The 17,097-nt window shown below is 66.0% G+C and carries 16 protein-coding genes; 8 read left to right on the top strand and 8 right to left on the bottom strand.

Going from position 1 to position 17,097, the window contains the following annotated elements; all coding sequences use genetic code 11:
• Position 1 precedes the first annotated feature (1 nt).
• Positions 2-640 (top strand): MarC family protein, encoded by a 639-nt coding sequence (locus KW830_RS12755; RefSeq protein WP_218333373.1) that lies wholly within the window; start codon positions 2-4, stop codon positions 638-640.
• A 121-nt stretch (positions 641-761) separates the two neighbouring features.
• Here the strand turns inward: KW830_RS12755 and KW830_RS12750 are convergent, their stop codons facing one another.
• From KW830_RS12750 to KW830_RS12730, 5 genes are all read right to left on the bottom strand, one after another.
• Entirely contained in the window at positions 762-1,286 is a 525-nt protein-coding gene (locus KW830_RS12750) for a hemerythrin domain-containing protein (RefSeq protein WP_218333372.1), read from the bottom strand.
• Positions 1,287-1,440: 154 nt separating this feature from the next.
• Positions 1,441-2,088, bottom strand: a complete 648-nt coding sequence (locus KW830_RS12745) for an ABC-type transport auxiliary lipoprotein family protein (protein ID WP_127446176.1) — start codon at positions 2,086-2,088, stop codon at positions 1,441-1,443.
• Between the two features lie 16 nt (positions 2,089-2,104).
• Complete coding sequence (locus tag KW830_RS12740) at positions 2,105-3,088, bottom strand: MlaD family protein (RefSeq protein ID WP_066538928.1); 984 nt, start codon at positions 3,086-3,088, stop codon at positions 2,105-2,107.
• On the bottom strand, positions 3,088-3,939 hold the full coding sequence (locus KW830_RS12735; RefSeq protein ID WP_370626133.1) for an ABC transporter ATP-binding protein: 852 nt from the start codon (positions 3,937-3,939) through the stop codon (positions 3,088-3,090). The genes KW830_RS12740 and KW830_RS12735 overlap by 1 nt, the downstream gene beginning before the upstream one ends.
• On the bottom strand, positions 3,936-5,063 hold the full coding sequence (locus KW830_RS12730) for an ABC transporter permease (RefSeq protein WP_218333370.1): 1,128 nt from the start codon (positions 5,061-5,063) through the stop codon (positions 3,936-3,938). Before KW830_RS12730 ends, KW830_RS12735 begins: the two co-directional genes overlap by 4 nt.
• 293 nt (positions 5,064-5,356) lie before the next feature.
• Here KW830_RS12730 and KW830_RS12725 point away from each other — a divergent pair, with 293 nt between their 5' ends.
• From KW830_RS12725 to KW830_RS12695, 7 genes are all read left to right on the top strand, one after another.
• Positions 5,357-7,093: a GMC family oxidoreductase gene (locus KW830_RS12725; protein ID WP_218333369.1), complete on the top strand. Its 1,737-nt coding sequence runs from the start codon at positions 5,357-5,359 to the stop codon at positions 7,091-7,093.
• A gap of 587 nt (positions 7,094-7,680) precedes the next feature.
• Positions 7,681-8,442 (top strand): TSUP family transporter, encoded by a 762-nt coding sequence (locus tag KW830_RS12720; RefSeq protein ID WP_066538851.1) that lies wholly within the window; start codon positions 7,681-7,683, stop codon positions 8,440-8,442.
• Between the two features lie 298 nt (positions 8,443-8,740).
• A complete protein-coding gene (locus tag KW830_RS12715) occupies positions 8,741-9,511 on the top strand; it encodes an ABC transporter substrate-binding protein (protein WP_066538849.1) in 771 nt (256 codons plus the stop codon).
• Positions 9,512-9,858: 347 nt separating this feature from the next.
• Positions 9,859-10,620: an ABC transporter substrate-binding protein gene (locus tag KW830_RS12710; protein ID WP_066538847.1), complete on the top strand. Its 762-nt coding sequence runs from the start codon at positions 9,859-9,861 to the stop codon at positions 10,618-10,620.
• Between the two features lie 57 nt (positions 10,621-10,677).
• The gene (locus KW830_RS12705) at positions 10,678-11,460 is read left to right on the top strand and encodes an amino acid ABC transporter permease (protein WP_066538845.1); all 783 of its coding nucleotides are present in this window, start codon (positions 10,678-10,680) and stop codon (positions 11,458-11,460) included.
• Positions 11,457-12,209, top strand: coding sequence for an amino acid ABC transporter ATP-binding protein (locus KW830_RS12700; RefSeq protein ID WP_218333368.1), 753 nt, complete (start codon positions 11,457-11,459; stop codon positions 12,207-12,209). The genes KW830_RS12705 and KW830_RS12700 overlap by 4 nt, the downstream gene beginning before the upstream one ends.
• Positions 12,210-12,365: 156 nt before the next feature.
• Positions 12,366-13,289: a DMT family transporter gene (locus KW830_RS12695; protein WP_218333367.1), complete on the top strand. Its 924-nt coding sequence runs from the start codon at positions 12,366-12,368 to the stop codon at positions 13,287-13,289.
• Between the two features lie 103 nt (positions 13,290-13,392).
• Here KW830_RS12695 and mrdA read toward each other — a convergent pair whose 3' ends face one another.
• Genes mrdA through mreC form a run of 3 tightly spaced genes read right to left on the bottom strand, consistent with a single transcriptional unit; the run spans position 13,393 to position 16,989 of the window.
• Entirely contained in the window at positions 13,393-15,441 is a 2,049-nt protein-coding gene (gene mrdA / locus KW830_RS12690) for a penicillin-binding protein 2 (RefSeq protein ID WP_218333366.1), read from the bottom strand.
• A 58-nt stretch (positions 15,442-15,499) separates the two neighbouring features.
• Complete coding sequence (gene mreD, locus KW830_RS12685) at positions 15,500-16,018, bottom strand: rod shape-determining protein MreD (RefSeq protein WP_218333365.1); 519 nt, start codon at positions 16,016-16,018, stop codon at positions 15,500-15,502.
• Positions 16,015-16,989, bottom strand: coding sequence for a rod shape-determining protein MreC (gene mreC, locus KW830_RS12680; protein WP_083520497.1), 975 nt, complete (start codon positions 16,987-16,989; stop codon positions 16,015-16,017). Before mreC ends, mreD begins: the two co-directional genes overlap by 4 nt.
• Between the last annotated feature and the right edge of the window lie 108 nt (positions 16,990-17,097).

Genomic DNA, 17,097 nt, shown 5'->3' with positions numbered 1-17,097 from the left:
CATGGACCTCAAACCCCTGATCACGCTGGTGGCCATCGTCAACCCGCTGGCGATCGTCCCCTTTTTCATCCACTACACCCAGGGGTTTGACGATACCCAGCGCCGCCAGACCATCCGCACCGCCGCCATCAGCACCTGCGTGGTGATCTGTGCCTGTGCCCTGATCGGCCTGCAGGTGCTGGACTTCTTCAACATCTCGCTGCAGAGCTTTCAGGTCGGCGGCGGACTGCTGCTGCTGATCAGTGCAATGAACATGCTCAACGCCCGGCCGGCCGAAGACCGGCCCAACACCGGCACGATGGAAGCCGGAGCCGAAAAAGCGGCCATGGGCAACAGCATTGCGGTGGTCCCATTGACGATTCCGCTGCTGACCGGGCCGGCCGCCATGTCCACCGTGGTGATCTATGCCGATCAGGCGCGCAGCATCTGGCAGCATGTGGCGCTGCTGGGCTATGGCGTGGTGGTGGCTGTCGCCGTGTGGGCTGCCTTCTCGCTGGCCGACCCCATCAGCCGTGTGCTGGGCAAGACCGGCATCAATGTGATGACCCGCCTGATGGGCCTGATCCTCGCGGCCCTGGCCATCGAGGTGATGGCCGGCGGCCTGGTGAAAATCTTCCCGGCACTGGCCGGCGTCCACTGACGCCCGCGGCCCGTTCCTGGGCCGCTCGGTGATGGCATGGCTGCGGGAAGGAGCATTACCCTTCCCGCGCCCGCTTCTTCTTGCTGCTTGCCTCCCCGCTCCCCCTTGTCCGTCCGGAAGCCTAGAGACTGCTGGCCACCTGTTCCGTGCGGGTCTGCTGCTCCACATGGTCATCGCCCGTGGAACAGGCCCCACCGCAGCCGTGGATGGGGGCCTGCGGCAGCGATTGCGGGAGGTAGACTACCCCCGAGGCGGGATCGAAATTCACATCCTGGAGGTGCTTGGCCAGCGCCGCATCCATGGTCTGGGCATGGTGGGTGAACCAGGTCACCAGCTCGGCCGCCATGCCGCGGATCACATGCAGCTCCCCCTGTGCACCGCGTTCCGCCCCCTCGCGCATGATCTGCAGCACGACGCGGTGCTGCAGGCTGTGGCAGTTGTCCGGCGCAAAGCCGGTGCTGACCATCCAGCTGTCTTCCTGGCCGAAGTGGCCATCGGTATGCTCCACCAGCGCCCGCCAGGCAGCGGGAAGCTCCGCATCGGGGGCTTCTTCCACCACGGCCAGCAGGTCAACGAACTCCTGGTGCGTGTCGTCCATCGCCGCCATATCCAGCGCCAATTCGTCGCTCCATTCCAGTGTGGCCATGTGCCTGCTCCGCAAATTGCAATGCAGGGCAGCTTACGGCGACACAGTGGCCCTGCAGGTTGAGCCACATCAAGGATTCACTGTCCGGGGGCCGCCGCCGGGCGGAGCGGGTGCGCGCCCCTGGCACACCGCCGCAGGCGGTGTGAAAACGGGTTCAGGGGGCTTTGGCGGGCAGCTGCGTCAGCCATTGCTGCAGCTGCAGCCCGGCCTGGTCCACCGCCTGGGCCAGGGCCTGCGCGCCCGCGGCCGCATTGGCGGCACTGGCCGGCTGCTGCAGGGCGAACAGCCGCTGCCCCAGCAGCACATCCCCGCCGCGCCGGGAGTCGATCAAGGTGGCACGCAAGCGCAGCGCCCCTACGCTGGCCGTGCTGCCGGTGAACACCTGTTCAAACTCTTCCAGCGCCAGCTGCAGCACCGGCGGCGTCTGGCCCTGCACGCGCGGCGCCTGGGCCCCGCGCTCGGCGGACAGCACGATCCGGTCCTGGCTCAGGATGTCGCGCAGCCGCTGCTGCACCAGCACCGCTGGCGGCTGGCTCCAGCGCGCATAGGCATAGGCATGCTGGGCGTTGGCATCGGCATAGGCCAGGCGGTAGAGCACGGAGGTGCTGTTCTCGTTCTGGGCCCGCGCCTGGATATCGGCCAGCGCCAGCACCGGGTGGACGCTGGCGGGTGCCGCCGCGGCCACCGCGGGCAGTGGCCCGAGGTCGAAACGCGCCGGCTGGTTGGGCGACGACGGCAGGTTGCTGCAGGCGCTCAGCCCCGTCGCCAGCAAGGCGGCTCCCCACAAAGTGCTTGCACGCATGGTGTTCTCCTTGGCCTTAGCGGCCGGCCGCGGCAGGTGCGGCAAAGCCCGGCTCACCCGGTCCTGGCTGGACGCGGCCTTCGCCAAATATCAGGGACTGGGGGTTGTTGGTGATGCCCGAGGCCGCCGCCCCCATGCCGCGCGCAGCGCGCGAGACATCGCTGGCCGCCTGGGTCACGGCCGGCAAGGTGGTGCGGGACAGCTGCTCTGCCGCCGCCCCCATGGACTCGGCGCCGCGCTCCAGCTGGTCCATCGGCCCACCCTGGTTCTGCAAGCGCTGCGCCAGCTGGCGCACCTCGGTGGCCAGCTGACCAGCCTCCTGCCCGGCCTTTTCCAGCGCCAGCATGCTGCGCCGGGCGTTCTCCGACAGCTCTGGCAGCTGGGCCGCCGCCGGGTCGATGCGCTCGGTGATGGTGCGGTTCAGGCTGTGGGTCAGCTCGTTCACCCCCTTGGCCGCGCCGGCAATGTCACCCAATGCGGCCGAGAAACGCTGCTGGTTCTCTGTGCCCAGCAGTTCGTTGATGCGGCGCGTGGCTTCGTCCACCCGCCCCATGATGAGCATGCCCTGGTCGGCCAGCACGGTCAGCGGCGAGGAGCGCATGGGCAGACGCGGCAGCCCGCTGGGACCGGTAGTCAGCACGCTTTGCGGTGTGTCGCTGTCGTCCAGCTGGATGTGGGCGATGCCGGTCACCCCCTGGTAACCCAGCTGGGCATAGGTGGTCTGGGGGCTGACCGGGGCATCCGCGTCGACCGCAATGCGGATCAGCACATTGCCGCTGCTTTGCGGATCAAAGCCGATGCGCGTGACCTTGCCCACCGACACGCCCTTGTAGCGCACCGTGGCCTGGGGCTGCAGGCCGCTGATGGCATCCTTGGTGGACATTTCGTATTCCACATACTGGTGGCGATCGCGTGTCAGCCACATGGCCAGCCCTGCCAGCAGGCAGACCACCGCCACCACGAACAGGCCTGCGGCCATGGCATGGGACTTGTTTTCCATCATTGACCTCCCTCTGGGCCCGGCCCGGATGGTGCGGGTGCCATGGCCCTGCGGCCACGCTCACCCTGAAAGAATTGCGCAACAAAGGGGTGGGGAAAGACCGCCACCTCCTGCGGGGTGCCGGTGACCAGCACTTTTTTCTCGGCCAGCACGGCCACGCGGCTGGACAGCGCGAACAGCGTATCCAGATCGTGGGTGACCATGACCACGGTCAGGTCCAGCTCGGCATGCAGCTCGCGCAGCAGCGCACAGAAATCGTCCGAGCCATTCGGGTCCAGTCCTGCCGTGGGCTCGTCCAGCAGCAGCAACGGCGGATCCATGATCAGCGCCCGCGCCAGCGCCACCCGCTTGATCATGCCACCCGACAGGTCGGCCGGCATGCGCATGGCGTGCTCGGGCTTGAGGCCCACCATCTGCAGCTTGACCAGGGCGGCGGCATCCACCAGCGCGCGCGGCAGCGTCCCCAGCTCGCGCAGCGGAAATGCCACGTTGTCCAGCACGTTGAAGGCCGAATACAGCGCCCCCTGCTGGAACAGCATGCCCACGCGGCTGGCCGCGCCTTCGCCCCCCATGGCCGCCGCCGGCTGGCCCAGCACCTCCACCGTGCCCTTGCCCGGCTGCAGCAGCCCCAGGATCTGGCGCAGCAGCACCGTCTTGCCGGTCCCCGAGCCGCCGACGATGGACAGCATCTCGCCGCGGTAGATGTCCAGGTCCAGGTCCTGGTGCACGGCGAACTGGCTCTCGCCTTCACCAAAGATGCTCCACAGCTTGTCGATGTGCACCACGCGCTCGCCCTGCGCCCAGGGGGCTGCGGCCGCGGAAGGGGGAGAGACTGCGGTATCGACCATCAGAAACCCACGTTGCGAAACAGAATGGCGAAGACCGCATCCACCACGATCACCATGGTGATGGCCGTGACCACCGAGGCCGTGGTGCCCTGGCCCAGGCTCTGGGTGTTGGGTTCCACCCGCAGGCCCCAGTGGCAGCCGATCAGCGCGATGAACACGCCAAACACCACCGACTTGCCCATGGCCAGCCACAGATTGCCGACATTGACCGCGTCCGGCAGCGACTGCAGAAAGTACGCGGCCGAGATGCCCATGGTCATGTCCGCCGCCAGCATGCCGCCGGCCAGCGCGGCCAGCGTGGTCCACAGGCTGATCAGGGGCATGGCCAGCGCCAGCGCCAGCGCACGCGGCATCACCAGGCGGTAGCCCTGGGGAATGCCCATGACCTGCATGGCGTCAAGCTCCTCGGTCACCCGCATCACGCCGATCTGGGCCGTGATGGCCGAGCCGGTGCGGCCCGCCACCAGAATGGCGCCCAACAGCGGCCCCAGCTCCCGGATCAGCGAAATGCCCAGGATGTTGACGATGAAGGCCTCTGCCCCGAACTGGCGCAGTTGCAGCGACATCAGATAGGCCAGCACCACGCCGATCAGAAAACCCACCAGGGCCGTGATGGGCAGCGCCATGGCCCCCATGTTGTAGAGGTGGCCCGACACATCGCGCCAGGGTCCGCGCAGCGGTGCGCGCAACAGGCGCAGCACATCCAGCAGCAATTGGCCGACCAGCTGCACCATGGCCAGCAGATGTTCGCGCCCGTGGATGACCATGCACCCCAGAGACTCCACGGCCTCGCGCACCGGATGGGGCTTGGGCGTGGGCGCCGGGGGCGCGGTGAAGCGTTCCACCCGCTGCAGCATGGCTTTTTGCCCCGGCGTGGCCTGCAGGCGCGCAGGCCATTGGCCCTGCCAGTGCTGCCACAGCAGCTGGGCACCCACATGGTCCAGCCAGTCCACACCGTGCAGATCCCAGCCCAGATCGGGCTGCGCCGGCACCGCCTTGAGCTGTGCCTGCACGCGCGCCCAGTGGGCGCGGTCACCGAAATCGGCGGCGCCCCATCGGCCCTGCAGCACGGCCCAGACCCCTTCCGGGGTGTTCTGGCGTTGCAGCTGCGGCGGCAAGGAAGTCATGGGCAAGGTGATACGGCTACTCCGGCAACAGACAAGACCACAGGATAACGGCAGCGCCGCGCCCTGGCACGGCCGCCCTGCATCGCAATCCGCTGCATCCGCAGGATGTGGCGCTGCAATATTTATCAAAAACCCGCGGCAAATCAAGTTCTGCGTGCCTATGCAGCTACATCTTTACAAGCAAGCTGCCGTTTTCCCTCTCGACAGTGACAGGCCGTTTCCCACAATCGTTGCCATCCCATTGACCCCGGCTTCCAGCGAGCCGGACCTCTTTTTTGCGGCCTGTGCACCCCATGAGCGACAACCAGTTTGACTACATCATCATCGGCGGTGGCACCGCTGGCGCCCTGCTTGCCAACCGCCTGAGCGCAGACCGCAGCCTGCGCGTGCTGCTGATCGAAGCGGGCCGCAAGGACGACTACCACTGGATCCACATCCCCGTCGGCTACCTGTACTGCATCGGCAATCCGCGCACCGACTGGCTCTACCAGACCGAACCCGACGCCGGCCTGAACGGCCGCCGCCTGCGCTACCCGCGCGGCAAGACGCTGGGAGGGTGCTCCAGCATCAACGGCATGATCTATATGCGCGGCCAGGCCCGCGACTACGACGCCTGGGCGCAGATCACCGGCGACGATGCCTGGACCTGGGACAGCGTGCTGCCCGCCTTCCGCCGCCACGAAGACCACTGGCGCCTGGACCAGCCCGAAGGCGTGAACGAAAACTTCAAGCGCCTGCACGGCAACAAGGCCACCGGCAGCACCGGCGAATGGCGGGTGGAAAAGCAGCGCCTGCGCTGGGACATCCTGGACGCCTTTGCCCAGGCGGCGCAACAGGCCGGCATTCCGGCCACCGACGATTTCAACCGCGGCACCAACGAAGGCGTGGGCTACTTCGAAGTCAACCAGAAAGCCGGGCTGCGCTGGAATACGGCCAAGGCTTTTTTGCGCCCCACCTGCTACGGGCGGCCCAATTTCGAACTGTGGACCTGCGCCCAGGCCACGCGCCTGGTCACCCAGCGCCAGGCGGACGGCAGCCTGCGCTGCACCGGCGTGGAAGTGTGGACGGGCGATGAACGCCTGGTGGCCCATGCCAGCGAGGAAGTGGTGCTCAGCGCGGGCGCCGTCAATTCGCCCCAGCTGTTGCAGCTGTCGGGCATCGGCCCCGGCAGCCTGCTGCAGCAGCATGGCATTCCCACGCTGTGCGATCTGCCCGGGGTGGGCGCCAATTTGCAGGACCATCTGCAGATCCGCGCCGTCTACAAGGTGCGGGGGGCACCCACGCTGAACGTGATGGCCAGCTCCCTGTGGGGCAAGGCCAAGATCGGCATGGAATACGCCTTCAGGCGCAGCGGCCCGATGAGCATGGCGCCTTCACAGCTGGGGGCGTTCACGCGCAGCGACCCCCACCAGCCCCATCCCAATCTGGAATACCACGTGCAGCCCTTGTCACTGGATGCATTCGGCGAGCCGCTGCACCCGTTTCCGGCCTTCACCGCCAGCGTCTGCAACCTCAACCCCACCAGCCGGGGCACGGTGCAGATCACCAGCGCCCATTTCAAGGACGCGCCGGCGATTGCCCCCAACTACCTGTCCACGCCCGAAGACCGCCAGGTGGCGGCCGACAGCCTGCGCGTGACGCGCCGCATCGCCGCCCAGCCAGCGCTGGCGCCTTACCAGCCCGAAGAATGGAAGCCCGGCCCCCAGTACCAGAGCGATGAAGACCTGGCCCGCCTGGCGGGCGACATTGCCACCACCATCTTCCACCCCGTGGGCACCACCGCCATGGGCCGGGACGGCGACCCGAACGCCGTGCTGGACAGCCGCCTGCGCGTGCGCGACGGGCGCGGCGGCCTGGTGGCCGGGCTGCGCGTGGTGGACGCTGGCGCCATGCCCACCATCACCAGCGGCAACACCAACAGCCCCACGCTGATGATGGCCGAGAAGGCGGCCGAATGGATCCGTGCCGACCAGCAGGCACGCCGCCAGCATGCAGCGGTGGCGCCCGTGCCGGAAACGGCAACCGCCTGAGCCGCCCCGGCCCGCCCCCTGGGCCCGAGGGTGAAGGCGTCACCGTCAGCGCGCCCCTCCTGGTCGCTGGCGGTCCATGCAGGGCTGCCGTCTGCCCGGGTTCACACAGCGCGGGACGCGCACCAGGACGGTGCGTGCGGCGGGCATCCAAAAATCAGAGCAGCGAGGGCTTATTCCATGCCCAACCTGATCTCCATCAAGCCGCCAAAGCCTGGTGCATGTACGCTGTAAGCTCCTATTTTGTAAGTGCGCACAAGCCGTTGCCTCCTGCACCATGCAGGTCGTAGCTGTCCAAACGGTTGCACCTGCTTGCAGTCGTGACAACCAGCGGTCTTCCCGCTGCGGGAAATCCCCGATGCACCGCGTCAGTGCAAGTCTTACAGTAGTCCCACTTCTGAGCGCACCACGGTGCGACACGGAGGAGCCGAGGAGACGACTCGACACAACCAGACCAATATTCATAAAAAGCATCCGACATCGAGATTGCTTTCCCAGCGCCGGCATTGACCGGCGCTTTTTTATGGCCCGCCGAATTCAGCCCCTGCAGCACGGCGGCGGCCCCTGGCGGTGCGACAATCCGCGCCACTATGGAATGGATACTCGTCTCCCTCGCCTCGGCACTGGCCGGTTTTGTGGATGCCATCGTGGGGGGCGGCGGTCTGATCCTGGTGCCGGCCATGTTTGCGGCCTTTCCCACCACCACCCCCGCCACGCTGTTCGGCACCAACAAAAGCGCAGCCGTCTGGGGCACGGCGATTTCGGCCTGGCAGTACAGCCACCGGGTGCGCATCACCTGGGTCACGCTGGTGCCGGCCATTGGCGCCACCCTGGTCGGAGCCTTTCTGGGGGCCTGGGCGGTCACCCTGATCAAGCCCGACTTTCTGCGCATCCTGCTGCCCTTCATCCTGCTGGGCGTGCTGCTGTATACCCTGGCCAAGAAGGAGCTGGGCCGCGACCATGCGCCGCGCCTGACCGGCCGCACCGAGATGTGGGCGGCCAGCGCCATCGGCCTGCTGATCGGCTTTTATGACGGGTTCTTTGGCCCCGGCACCGGCAGCTTCTTTGTCTTTCTGTTCGTGCGTCTGCTGGGCTATGACTTCCTGAACGCCTCGGCCAGCGCCAAGCTGCTGAACCTGGCGTCCAACGCGGCAGCGCTGCTGCTGTTCTCGCTCAAGGGCCATGTGTGGTGGCATTTCGCCATCCCGCTGGCCGTGGCCAATGTGCTGGGCAGCATGCTGGGCACCTGGATGGCCCTGCGCCACGGCACGGGCTTTGTGCGCACCATTTTCATCGGCGTGGTGAGCCTGCTGATCCTGAAGACCGGCTGGGACGCTTTCAAGCTGCTCTGAGCCCGCAGCCACCTGCAAGCCCTGCCGTGCACGCGGGCTGCGAAGCCCGCCATCTGCGGCCACGGGGCCTCGCTTCTATAATTGCTGCTGCTTTCGCCTTAAAGCCGCGCACAACGCCGGTGCCACCGCACCGCCGCGCGACACAGCCCAGCCCACCGCCTTGCACGACGCCCTTTGCGGCATCCCGCGGTCCGGCGGCTGTGGGCCCTCACTGTGAACCTGCTGATCATGCAGGCGCGCTCCGTCCATCCGGGGCCGGGGCACTTGTCCTGCGCGACGGCTGCTGGAACCCATTCCCATGAAACGCATTTCCCTGATTGCTGCGGCCACCCTGGCCCTGCTGGGCGCAACCGCTGCCCAAGCCCGTTCGTTCGACGCCATCCAGAAGGACGGCACGCTGCGCCTGGCCACCGAGGGCTATTACGCCCCGTTTGCCTACTTTGAAGGCAAGAAGCTGGTGGGCTTTGAAGTGGACCTGGCCGAACTGATGGCCCAGAAGATGGGTGTGAAGTTCGAATGGAAAACCATTCCCTTCGATTCCCTGCTGACCGGTCTGTCCCAGGACCGCTGGGATCTGGTCATCTCATCGCACGGCATCACGCCCGAACGCGAAAAGGCCGTGACCTTCACCCTGCCCCATTACTGCTCGGGTGCCCAGGTGATTTCGCTGTCCGACAGCATCAAGGGCGGCAAGGACCTGGCCGGCAAGACTGTCTCGGCCCAGACCGGCACCACCTACCTGGACTATGTGCAAAAGCATGTGCCCGGTGTGAAGCGCGTGGTGAACTTCCCCACCAACGAAGCCGCCATGCATGCGCTGATGTCCAAGCGCGCCGATGCCTGGGTCACCGAGCGCTTCCTGGCCAAGGAAATGCTGGCCAAAAACCCCAGCATCCAGTTCAAGCAGGGCGAAATGCTGTTCGTCGAGCGCATTGCCGCGGCCGTGGCCAAGGGCAACCAGAGCCTGGTCGGCGCCTGGAACAAGGCGTTTGCCGAATCGCTGAAGGACGGCAGCTACGCCAAGATTTCGCAGAAGTGGTTCAAGGAAGATATCCGCTGCCCTGAATAAGCCTTGGCAAAGCGCTGCCGGTACGCAACGTGCCAGCACGCTTGCCCGGTCGCCGGGCTATCCTCTGTGGGGTCTTGCGCACACCCGGTGCCCGGGTGTTGCCAAACTGTCAGGAATTTTGCGGCACGCAAAAAGTGTGCAGCCACACTCCATGTAGATCGCATACAGCCATATTCCGCACGCTATAGAGGCCATAGGGCATAAGCATATATCTCCCTATAATTTTGCTAATGTGGGTTTAGGTACTTTGCGCCCTGGCGCCCCTGCTCCCCATAATCAATGACCGGCTGTCCTGCCTGCCGGTTTTTTGTTCAGAACAACATTCCACAAGGAAACGAGGAGTGCGTATGCAAGTGTTGAAGGCCGTTGCCGTGGCTGCCGCTTTGTGCGGTGCCGTTATTGCCCAAGCCCGCCCGCTGGAAGAGATCCAGAAGAGCGGCACCATCGTTCTGGCAACCGAAGGCCAGTACGCACCCTTCAACTTCTACAAGGGCAAGCAGCTGACCGGCTACGAAGTCGAGGTGGGCGAAGCCGTGGCCAAGAAGATGGGCCTGAAGTTCGAGTGGAAGACCGTGGGCTTTGACGCCCTGCTGACTGGGCTGGCCCAGGACCGCTGGGATCTGGTGGTCGCCTCGCACGGCGTCACCGAAGAGCGCGCCAAGGCAGTCACCTTCACCCATCCCCATTACTGCTCGGGCGGTCAGATCGTGTCGCTGACACCCTCCATCTCCAAGGTCGGCGATCTGACCGGCAAGGTCGTGGCCGTGCAGACCGGCACCAGCTACATGGACAACGTGAAGAAGGTGGCTGGCGTCAAGGAAGTGAAGAATTTCCCCACCGACGAAGCCGCACGCAGCGCACTGAGCTCCAAGCGCGTCGACGCCTGGGTGACCGACCGCTTCGTCGCCAAGGAAATGCTGGCCAAGGCCCCCAAGGCTGGGCTCAAGGCCGGAGACATGCTGTTCATCGAACACATTGCCGCCGCCGTCTCCAAGGGCAACCAGGGCCTGGCCGATGCCTGGAACAAGGCCCTGAAGGAAGCGATTGCCGATGGCACCGTGGGTACCATCTCCAAGAAGTACTTCCAAGAAGACGTCACCTGCAAGTAACCCCCTGGCGGCCAGGCCCTCCCCGGCCTGGCCGTTTGCTTTTTTCTCCATTCGCCCATGTTTCTCGCCCTCTGGCCCGCGCACTGGAGCCGCACCCAGCGCAGCAATGCCACGCTGATCGCCGCCCTGCTGCTGATGGTGCTGGTGCTGTCCCTGCTGGGTCAGTTCCTCTCGTATTTCCCTGAACCCATTGGATCCAATGCCGAACTGTTCGCAGAAGGCGCACTCACCACGCTGTACCTGACGCTGGTATCCGGCGCCGCCGGCCTGGTGCTGGGCACCGGCGCCGCACTGGCCCGCACCTCCCGCCTGGCCTGGTTGCGCTGGATTGCCAGTTTCTATATCTGGGCCATCCGCGGTACGCCGCTGCTGGTGCAGATCCTGTTTGTCTACTTCGCCCTGCCCGTGCTGGTGCCCGGACTGAACCTGCCGGACTTCGCCGCGGCCGTGGTCGCCCTGGGCCTGAATGCCGGCGCCTACAACGCAGAAGCCATCCGTGCCGGTCTGCTGGCCGTGCCCCGTGGTCAGACCGAAGCCGCCCGCGCCCTGGGCCTGCCCAAGACCCGCGTGTTCCTGGATGTGGTGTTCCCCCAGGCGTTCAAGATTTCGCTGCCGCCGCTGGTGAGCAACTTTGTGGCCCTGCTCAAGGATTCCTCGCTGGCCTATGCGATTGGCGTGGTGGAGCTGACCAATGTGGGCAACCGCATCCAGTCGGCCACCTTCCAGCCCGTGCAGACGCTGGTGACGGTGGCCATCACCTACCTGATTCTGACCACGCTGGTGACCCAGGTGACGCATGCCATCGAGTACCGCTTTGACGTGGAAGGACGCGCCAAATGAGCACCACGCAAACCGGCTCCCCCTATATCGTTGCGCAGAATGTGCGCAAATCCTTTGGCAACCACGAGGTGCTCAAAGGCGTGTCCACGGTGTTCCGCACCGGCGAGGTGACCGTGATCATCGGCGCCTCCGGCTCCGGCAAGAGCACGCTGCTGCGCGCCATCAACCGGCTGGAGCCACATGACAGCGGCTCCATCACCATCGGCGGCACAGAAGTGACCGACGACGAGGCCACGCTGCTCAAGCAGCGCAGCGAAGTCGGCATGGTGTTCCAGCAGTTCAATCTGTTCGGCCACATGAGCGTGCTGGACAACGTGACGCTGGCGCCCCGCCGCATCCACAAGCTGCCACGCGCCCAGGCCAACGAGAAGGCCATGACCCTGCTCAAGCGCGTGGGCATGGAAGCCCATGCGCACAAATACCCCTGGCAGCTGTCCGGTGGCCAGCAGCAGCGCGTGGCCATTGCCCGTGCGCTGGCCATGGAGCCCAAGGTGATGCTGTTCGACGAGCCCACCAGTGCACTCGACCCCGAGATGGTGCAGGAAGTGCTGGACGTGATGCGCCAGCTGGCCAAGGCCGGCATGACCATGATCGTCGTGACCCACGAAATGGGCTTTGCCCGTGAAGTGGCCGACCGCGTGATGTTCTTCGACCAGGGTTGCATTGCCCACGATGCGCCGCCCGCCGAGTTCTTCAACAACCCGGCCAATGACCGTATCCGCGCCTTCATCGGCCGCATGAGCGCCTGAACGCCTGAGCACATCGAAAAAAGGAGCACGCGGTGTTCGTGTAGTGGCCATCTTGCGCAGCAATGCGTTCCAGACAGTCACTGCAAGGCCACAGGCTGCTGCTGTGTGGTTTTGACCGCCTGCTGCCTGCGCACAGGCACTGAAAGTGGGTTGCGTATGCGCACCGAACGCTGGGGCCTGGCGGCCCTGCTGACCGTCACCGTAGTCTGGGGCACGACCTTCCCGGCCATGAAGCTGCTGTCCGGCCACCTGTCGGCGCTGGAAATCATCTGGCTGCGCTTCATCATTGCCAGCGCCGTGCTGCTGCCGCTGTGGCGCGGCATGCGCCGCAGCGAGCGCCGTTGGGGCCTGCTGCTGGGGGGCATGATGTTCATCGCCTTCTGGCTGCAGGTGGAAGGCCTGGCCCACACCAGCAGCAACCGCAACGCCTTTGTCACCGGCCTGAATGTGCTGGTGGTCCCCATCCTGGCCATGGCCGTGCTGGGCCGGCGCTATGGCTGGCAGCTGTGGGTCGCCTGCGCCATGGCACTGGCCGGCATGTTTTTCATGTTCTTTGAAGACGCGCCCTGGAACTGGGGGGACACCCTGACCCTGGCCAGCACGCTGTTCTACGCCATCTACATCCTGACACTGGAAGAAGCCGCGCGCCGCACGGCCGCCGCACCGCTGCGCGCCACACGCATGGCCGCGGCACAGGCCACGGTGATGCTGGGCTGCGCCACGGCGGCGCTGGCCCTGCAAGGCGGTTTTGGGGCCCTGCGGGAAGGCGCTGCCGCGCTGGACTCCACCGCCTGGATGGCCGTGGCCTACCTGGGCCTGATTGCCAGCGTGATCGTGGTGACGCTGCAGGCCTGGGGCCAGCAGCGCGTGGATGCCATGCGCAGCGCCATCGTCTTTGGGCTGGAGCCGGTGTTTGCGGCGCTGACGGCCTGGGTGCTGATTGGCGAGCAGATGGGCCCCGTGGCCATGGCCGGCGCAGCTTTGATCGTGGTGGCGCTGATCTTCAGCCAGTGGACCCCGGCCTCGCCAGGCCGGCCGGAGGACGATGGCGGCGCACTTCCCGAAGCAGCCAAGCCCTGAACCCCATCCGGTTCTTGGCACACCCCCATCAAAAAGGCGCCCTGAGGCGCCTTTTTTCATCTCCACTCCCGCCTGGCCATCCACGGATCCAGGCCCGCAGCGCTCAATCCTCTTCGACTTCCACCGGGCCGCTCGGTACGGCTACCGCGGCAGCCCCATCGGTGCGGTAGTCGGGCAGCGGATGCACCGGCAGGCCCGCCAGCGGCAGGGTCTCACCGGGCAGCGGGATGTCGTTGGCATTGCGCGAGGGGCCGATGGGCGTGGAGGCCTGGCCCTTGCGCATGGCGGCCATGTCGTCCTCGCTGGGGTAGCGACCCAGCAGCCAGTAGTCCATCACGCGGCGGGCGATAGGCGCTGCGGCCGCCGCACCAAAGCCGGCGTTCTCCACGATCACGGCCAGGGCGATGGTGGGGTTATCCACCGGCGCATAGGCAATATAGAGCGAATGGTCGCGCTGGTATTCGCTCAGCCTGGAAGCGTTGTACTTCTCATTCTGGCGCACGCCCACGGCCTGGGCGGTACCGGTCTTGCCGGCCGACTGGTAGGAAGCGCCCATGAACACGCCACGTGCCGTGCCTTCCACCGTCACCGCGGCCACCGCGCTGCGCACCGCCTCCACATTGCTGGCCTTGTAACCCATGGGCTGGGCGGCATCGCGCGGCAGAGGCTGGTATTCACGGGTCACCGCGTCCACCCGCCCCAGCCCCAGCTGCGGCTTGTTCTTGACGCCATGGTTGGCCAGCATGGCCATGGCGTTGGCGAGCTGCAGAATGGTGAAGTTGTTATAGCCCTGGCCAATGCCCAGGGAGATGGTTTCACCGGCAAACCACTTCTTCTGCTCGGGGCGCTTGTAGGTGTTGCGCTTCCATTCTTGGTTGGGCAGCACGCCACGCACCTCGCCCTTCAGGTCCACCCCCGTCAGCTGGCCAAAGCCCATGGGCGCCAGCCAGTCGTGGATGGCCTCCACGCCCATGTCGTTGGCCAGCATGTAGTAGTACACATTGGATGACTTGATGATGGAACGGCGCAGATTGGTCGGGCCGTTCGGGTGGCCGGAGCGAAAAGTGTGACCGCCAAACGTCCAGCTGCCGTTGTCCATGATGGTGGTGTCCGGCGTGCGCTTGCCGCTTTCCAGACCGGCAATCGCCATGAAAGGCTTGAAGGTGGAGCCCGGTGGATAGGTGCCGCGCAGCGCACGGTTGAGCATCGGCCGGTCGATGGACTCATTGAGCATGGCCCAGTTTTCCGTGTCGATGCCGCCCACGAACAGGTTCAGGTCATAGGTGGGCTTACTGACCATGGCCAGCACCTCGCCATTGCGCGGATCGATGGCCACCAGCGCACCGCGGCGGTTGCCGTACAGCTCTTCCACCATCTTCTGCAGACGGATGTCCAGCGACAGCACGATGGAATCCCCCGGTGTGGCGGGGCGGCTGTTGAGGCGGCGCACGGCATAGCCACCGGCCGAAGTTTCCAGCTGCTCCCAGCCCGTCTGGCCGTGCAGCTCCTTTTCGTAGCTTTGCTCTATGCCCAGCTTGCCGATGACTTCGGTGCCACGGTAGTTGGCGGCATCTTCCCACTCCTCGATGGCTTCCTTGTCCTTCTGGCTGACCCGGCCGATATAGCCGACGATATGGCTGCCCACGTTTTCCAGCGGATAGGAGCGAAACAGACGGGCCTGGATGTCCACCCCCGGAAAGCGCCAGCGCTGGGCGGCGAACTTGGCCACTTCCACATCGCTCAGGCGGGTGCGGATGGGAATGGACTCGAAGCTCTTGGAGTCCTCCATCAGCCGTTTGAACTTGCGGCGATCGCGCTGGCTGATCTCCACCACCTCGGCCAGCTGGTCGATGGTCTCTTCCAGGTTCTCGACCTTGGAGCGGGTGATTTCCAGCGTGTAGGCGGAATAGTTGGAGGCCAGCACCACGCCGTTGCGGTCCAGGATCTGGCCCCGGTTGGGCACGATGGGCACCACCGCCGTGCGGTTGCTTTCCGCACGCTCGGCATAGGCGTCATGGCGCACCACCTGCAGGACCACCAGGCGTGCCCAGACCACCCCCAGCAACAGCATGACCACCACGCCGATCACCCAGACACGGACGCGGAAGTCCATCAGCTCGGATTCGGTGTTGCGTACGTCCAGGTTCACCATGGTCGTTTCGTCCTCGCATGCGCCCGCACCGGGCTGCGGCTGTGCATGGCGCAGCTCCTCACAGCGGGCGGTTGCTGTCCCGGTCCGGGGGACGGCGTTGCGGTGCCAGCAGAATCCAGCTGGCCACCGGCCACAGCAGGGCTTCGATCAGCGGAGCAATCAGCACCCAGGGGCCGGGGAAGATGCCGCCGGCCACCATGCGGACCACCACTTCCACGGCATGGGCCATCACAAAGAGCGGCGCCATGTACATGGCCTGGATCAGCACGTTGAACCACAGCACGCGGCGGCTGGCCTGGCGGCAGGCGAACATCAGCAGCACATAGGACAGCGCATGCTGGCCCAGCAGCGCGGACTGGTGCACGTCCATGCTCAGGCCCAGGAAAAAGCCGATGCCCATGCCCACTTTGCCGGACTGGTGCACGCCCCAGAAGGCCAGCACCAGCAGCAGCCAGTCCGGCATCCAGACCCAGCCGCCCCAGGGCAGCATGTTCAGGGCCAGCGCCACGACGATGGTCAGCGCGATGAACAGCGGGTTCACCGGCATCATCAGCTCTTGGCCGCGGGGCATGATCATGGCTTGGCCTCCTTCTGTCCCGGCAGGCGCACGTCCGTGGAACGGCGGCTGGCGGACTTGTCATCGCGCTTGGCGGTGGGTGGCTCGGGCGCATGCGGGGTGTCCGGCAGCACCTTGTCCATGGGTTCCAGAATCATCACGTGGCGCGCGCCTTGCAGGCGGGCCACGGGTTCGCAATAGATGCGGGCAAAGGCCGATTCGGCGCGGCGCTCCACCTTGGAGACCTTGGCCACCGGCAGGCCCGAAGGGTAGACCCCGTCCACACCGCTGGTGGTCAGCAGGTCGCCTTCCTTCACATCGGCATTGCTGGGCATGAAGCGCAGTTCCATGGCGTCACTGCGCAGCGACGACGGATCGCCATAGGCCACGCTGCGTTCGCCGGTGCGCTGGTTCAGCACGGGAATGGCCTGGTCGCGGTCCACCAGTAGGCGCACCTCGCTCAGGAAGGGCTGCACACGCGTCACCTGGCCCAGCACGCCGCGCTCGTCGATGACCGGCGAGCCGGCCAGCACGCCCGCCACCTGGCCTTTGTCGATGACCACGCGGCGCGTGTACGGATCGGGGGTGTCGTAGATCACCTGTGCCGCCTTGGCCGGCACGGTCACGCGGTCCCGCAATGCCAGCAGCTGGCGCAGCTGCTCGTTTTCCTGCAGCAGCTGATCGGACTGGGTCGCGCGCTGTGCCATGGCCAGCATGGCCTGGCGGGCCTCCTGGGCTTCTTGCTGCGCGGTTTCCAGGTCGTCGAAGTACGTCACGCCCCCGCTGAAGAAGCGGATCGGCTGGACCATGGCCCACTGCACCGGATACAGCACGGTGGACACCACCTGGCGCACCGGCTCCACCACTTTGAAGCGGGCATCGGCCACCATCAAAAACAGCGCCAAAGCGCTGTAGGCCACCAGCTGCGACAGGGCGGAAGGGCCCTGCTTGAACATGGAAGGAGCGCTGCGCTCCAGCGTGCCCATGCTCATGCGCGGCCTCCCGGCAGACGAGCAGCCACCTGCGCGGCGTCGGCAACGCCGCACACAGCGGAATCCAGAGCGCGTGTGCTGTTCATGACAGGGTGAGGGCAACGCCGG

Origin of the sequence: Comamonas sp. CMM03 (assembly GCF_019218715.1) — a bacterium.
GTDB lineage: Bacteria > Pseudomonadota > Gammaproteobacteria > Burkholderiales > Burkholderiaceae_C > Comamonas > Comamonas terrigena.
Note: the sequence above shows the minus strand (reverse complement) of the source record. Positions and strands in the feature narration are given on the sequence as shown.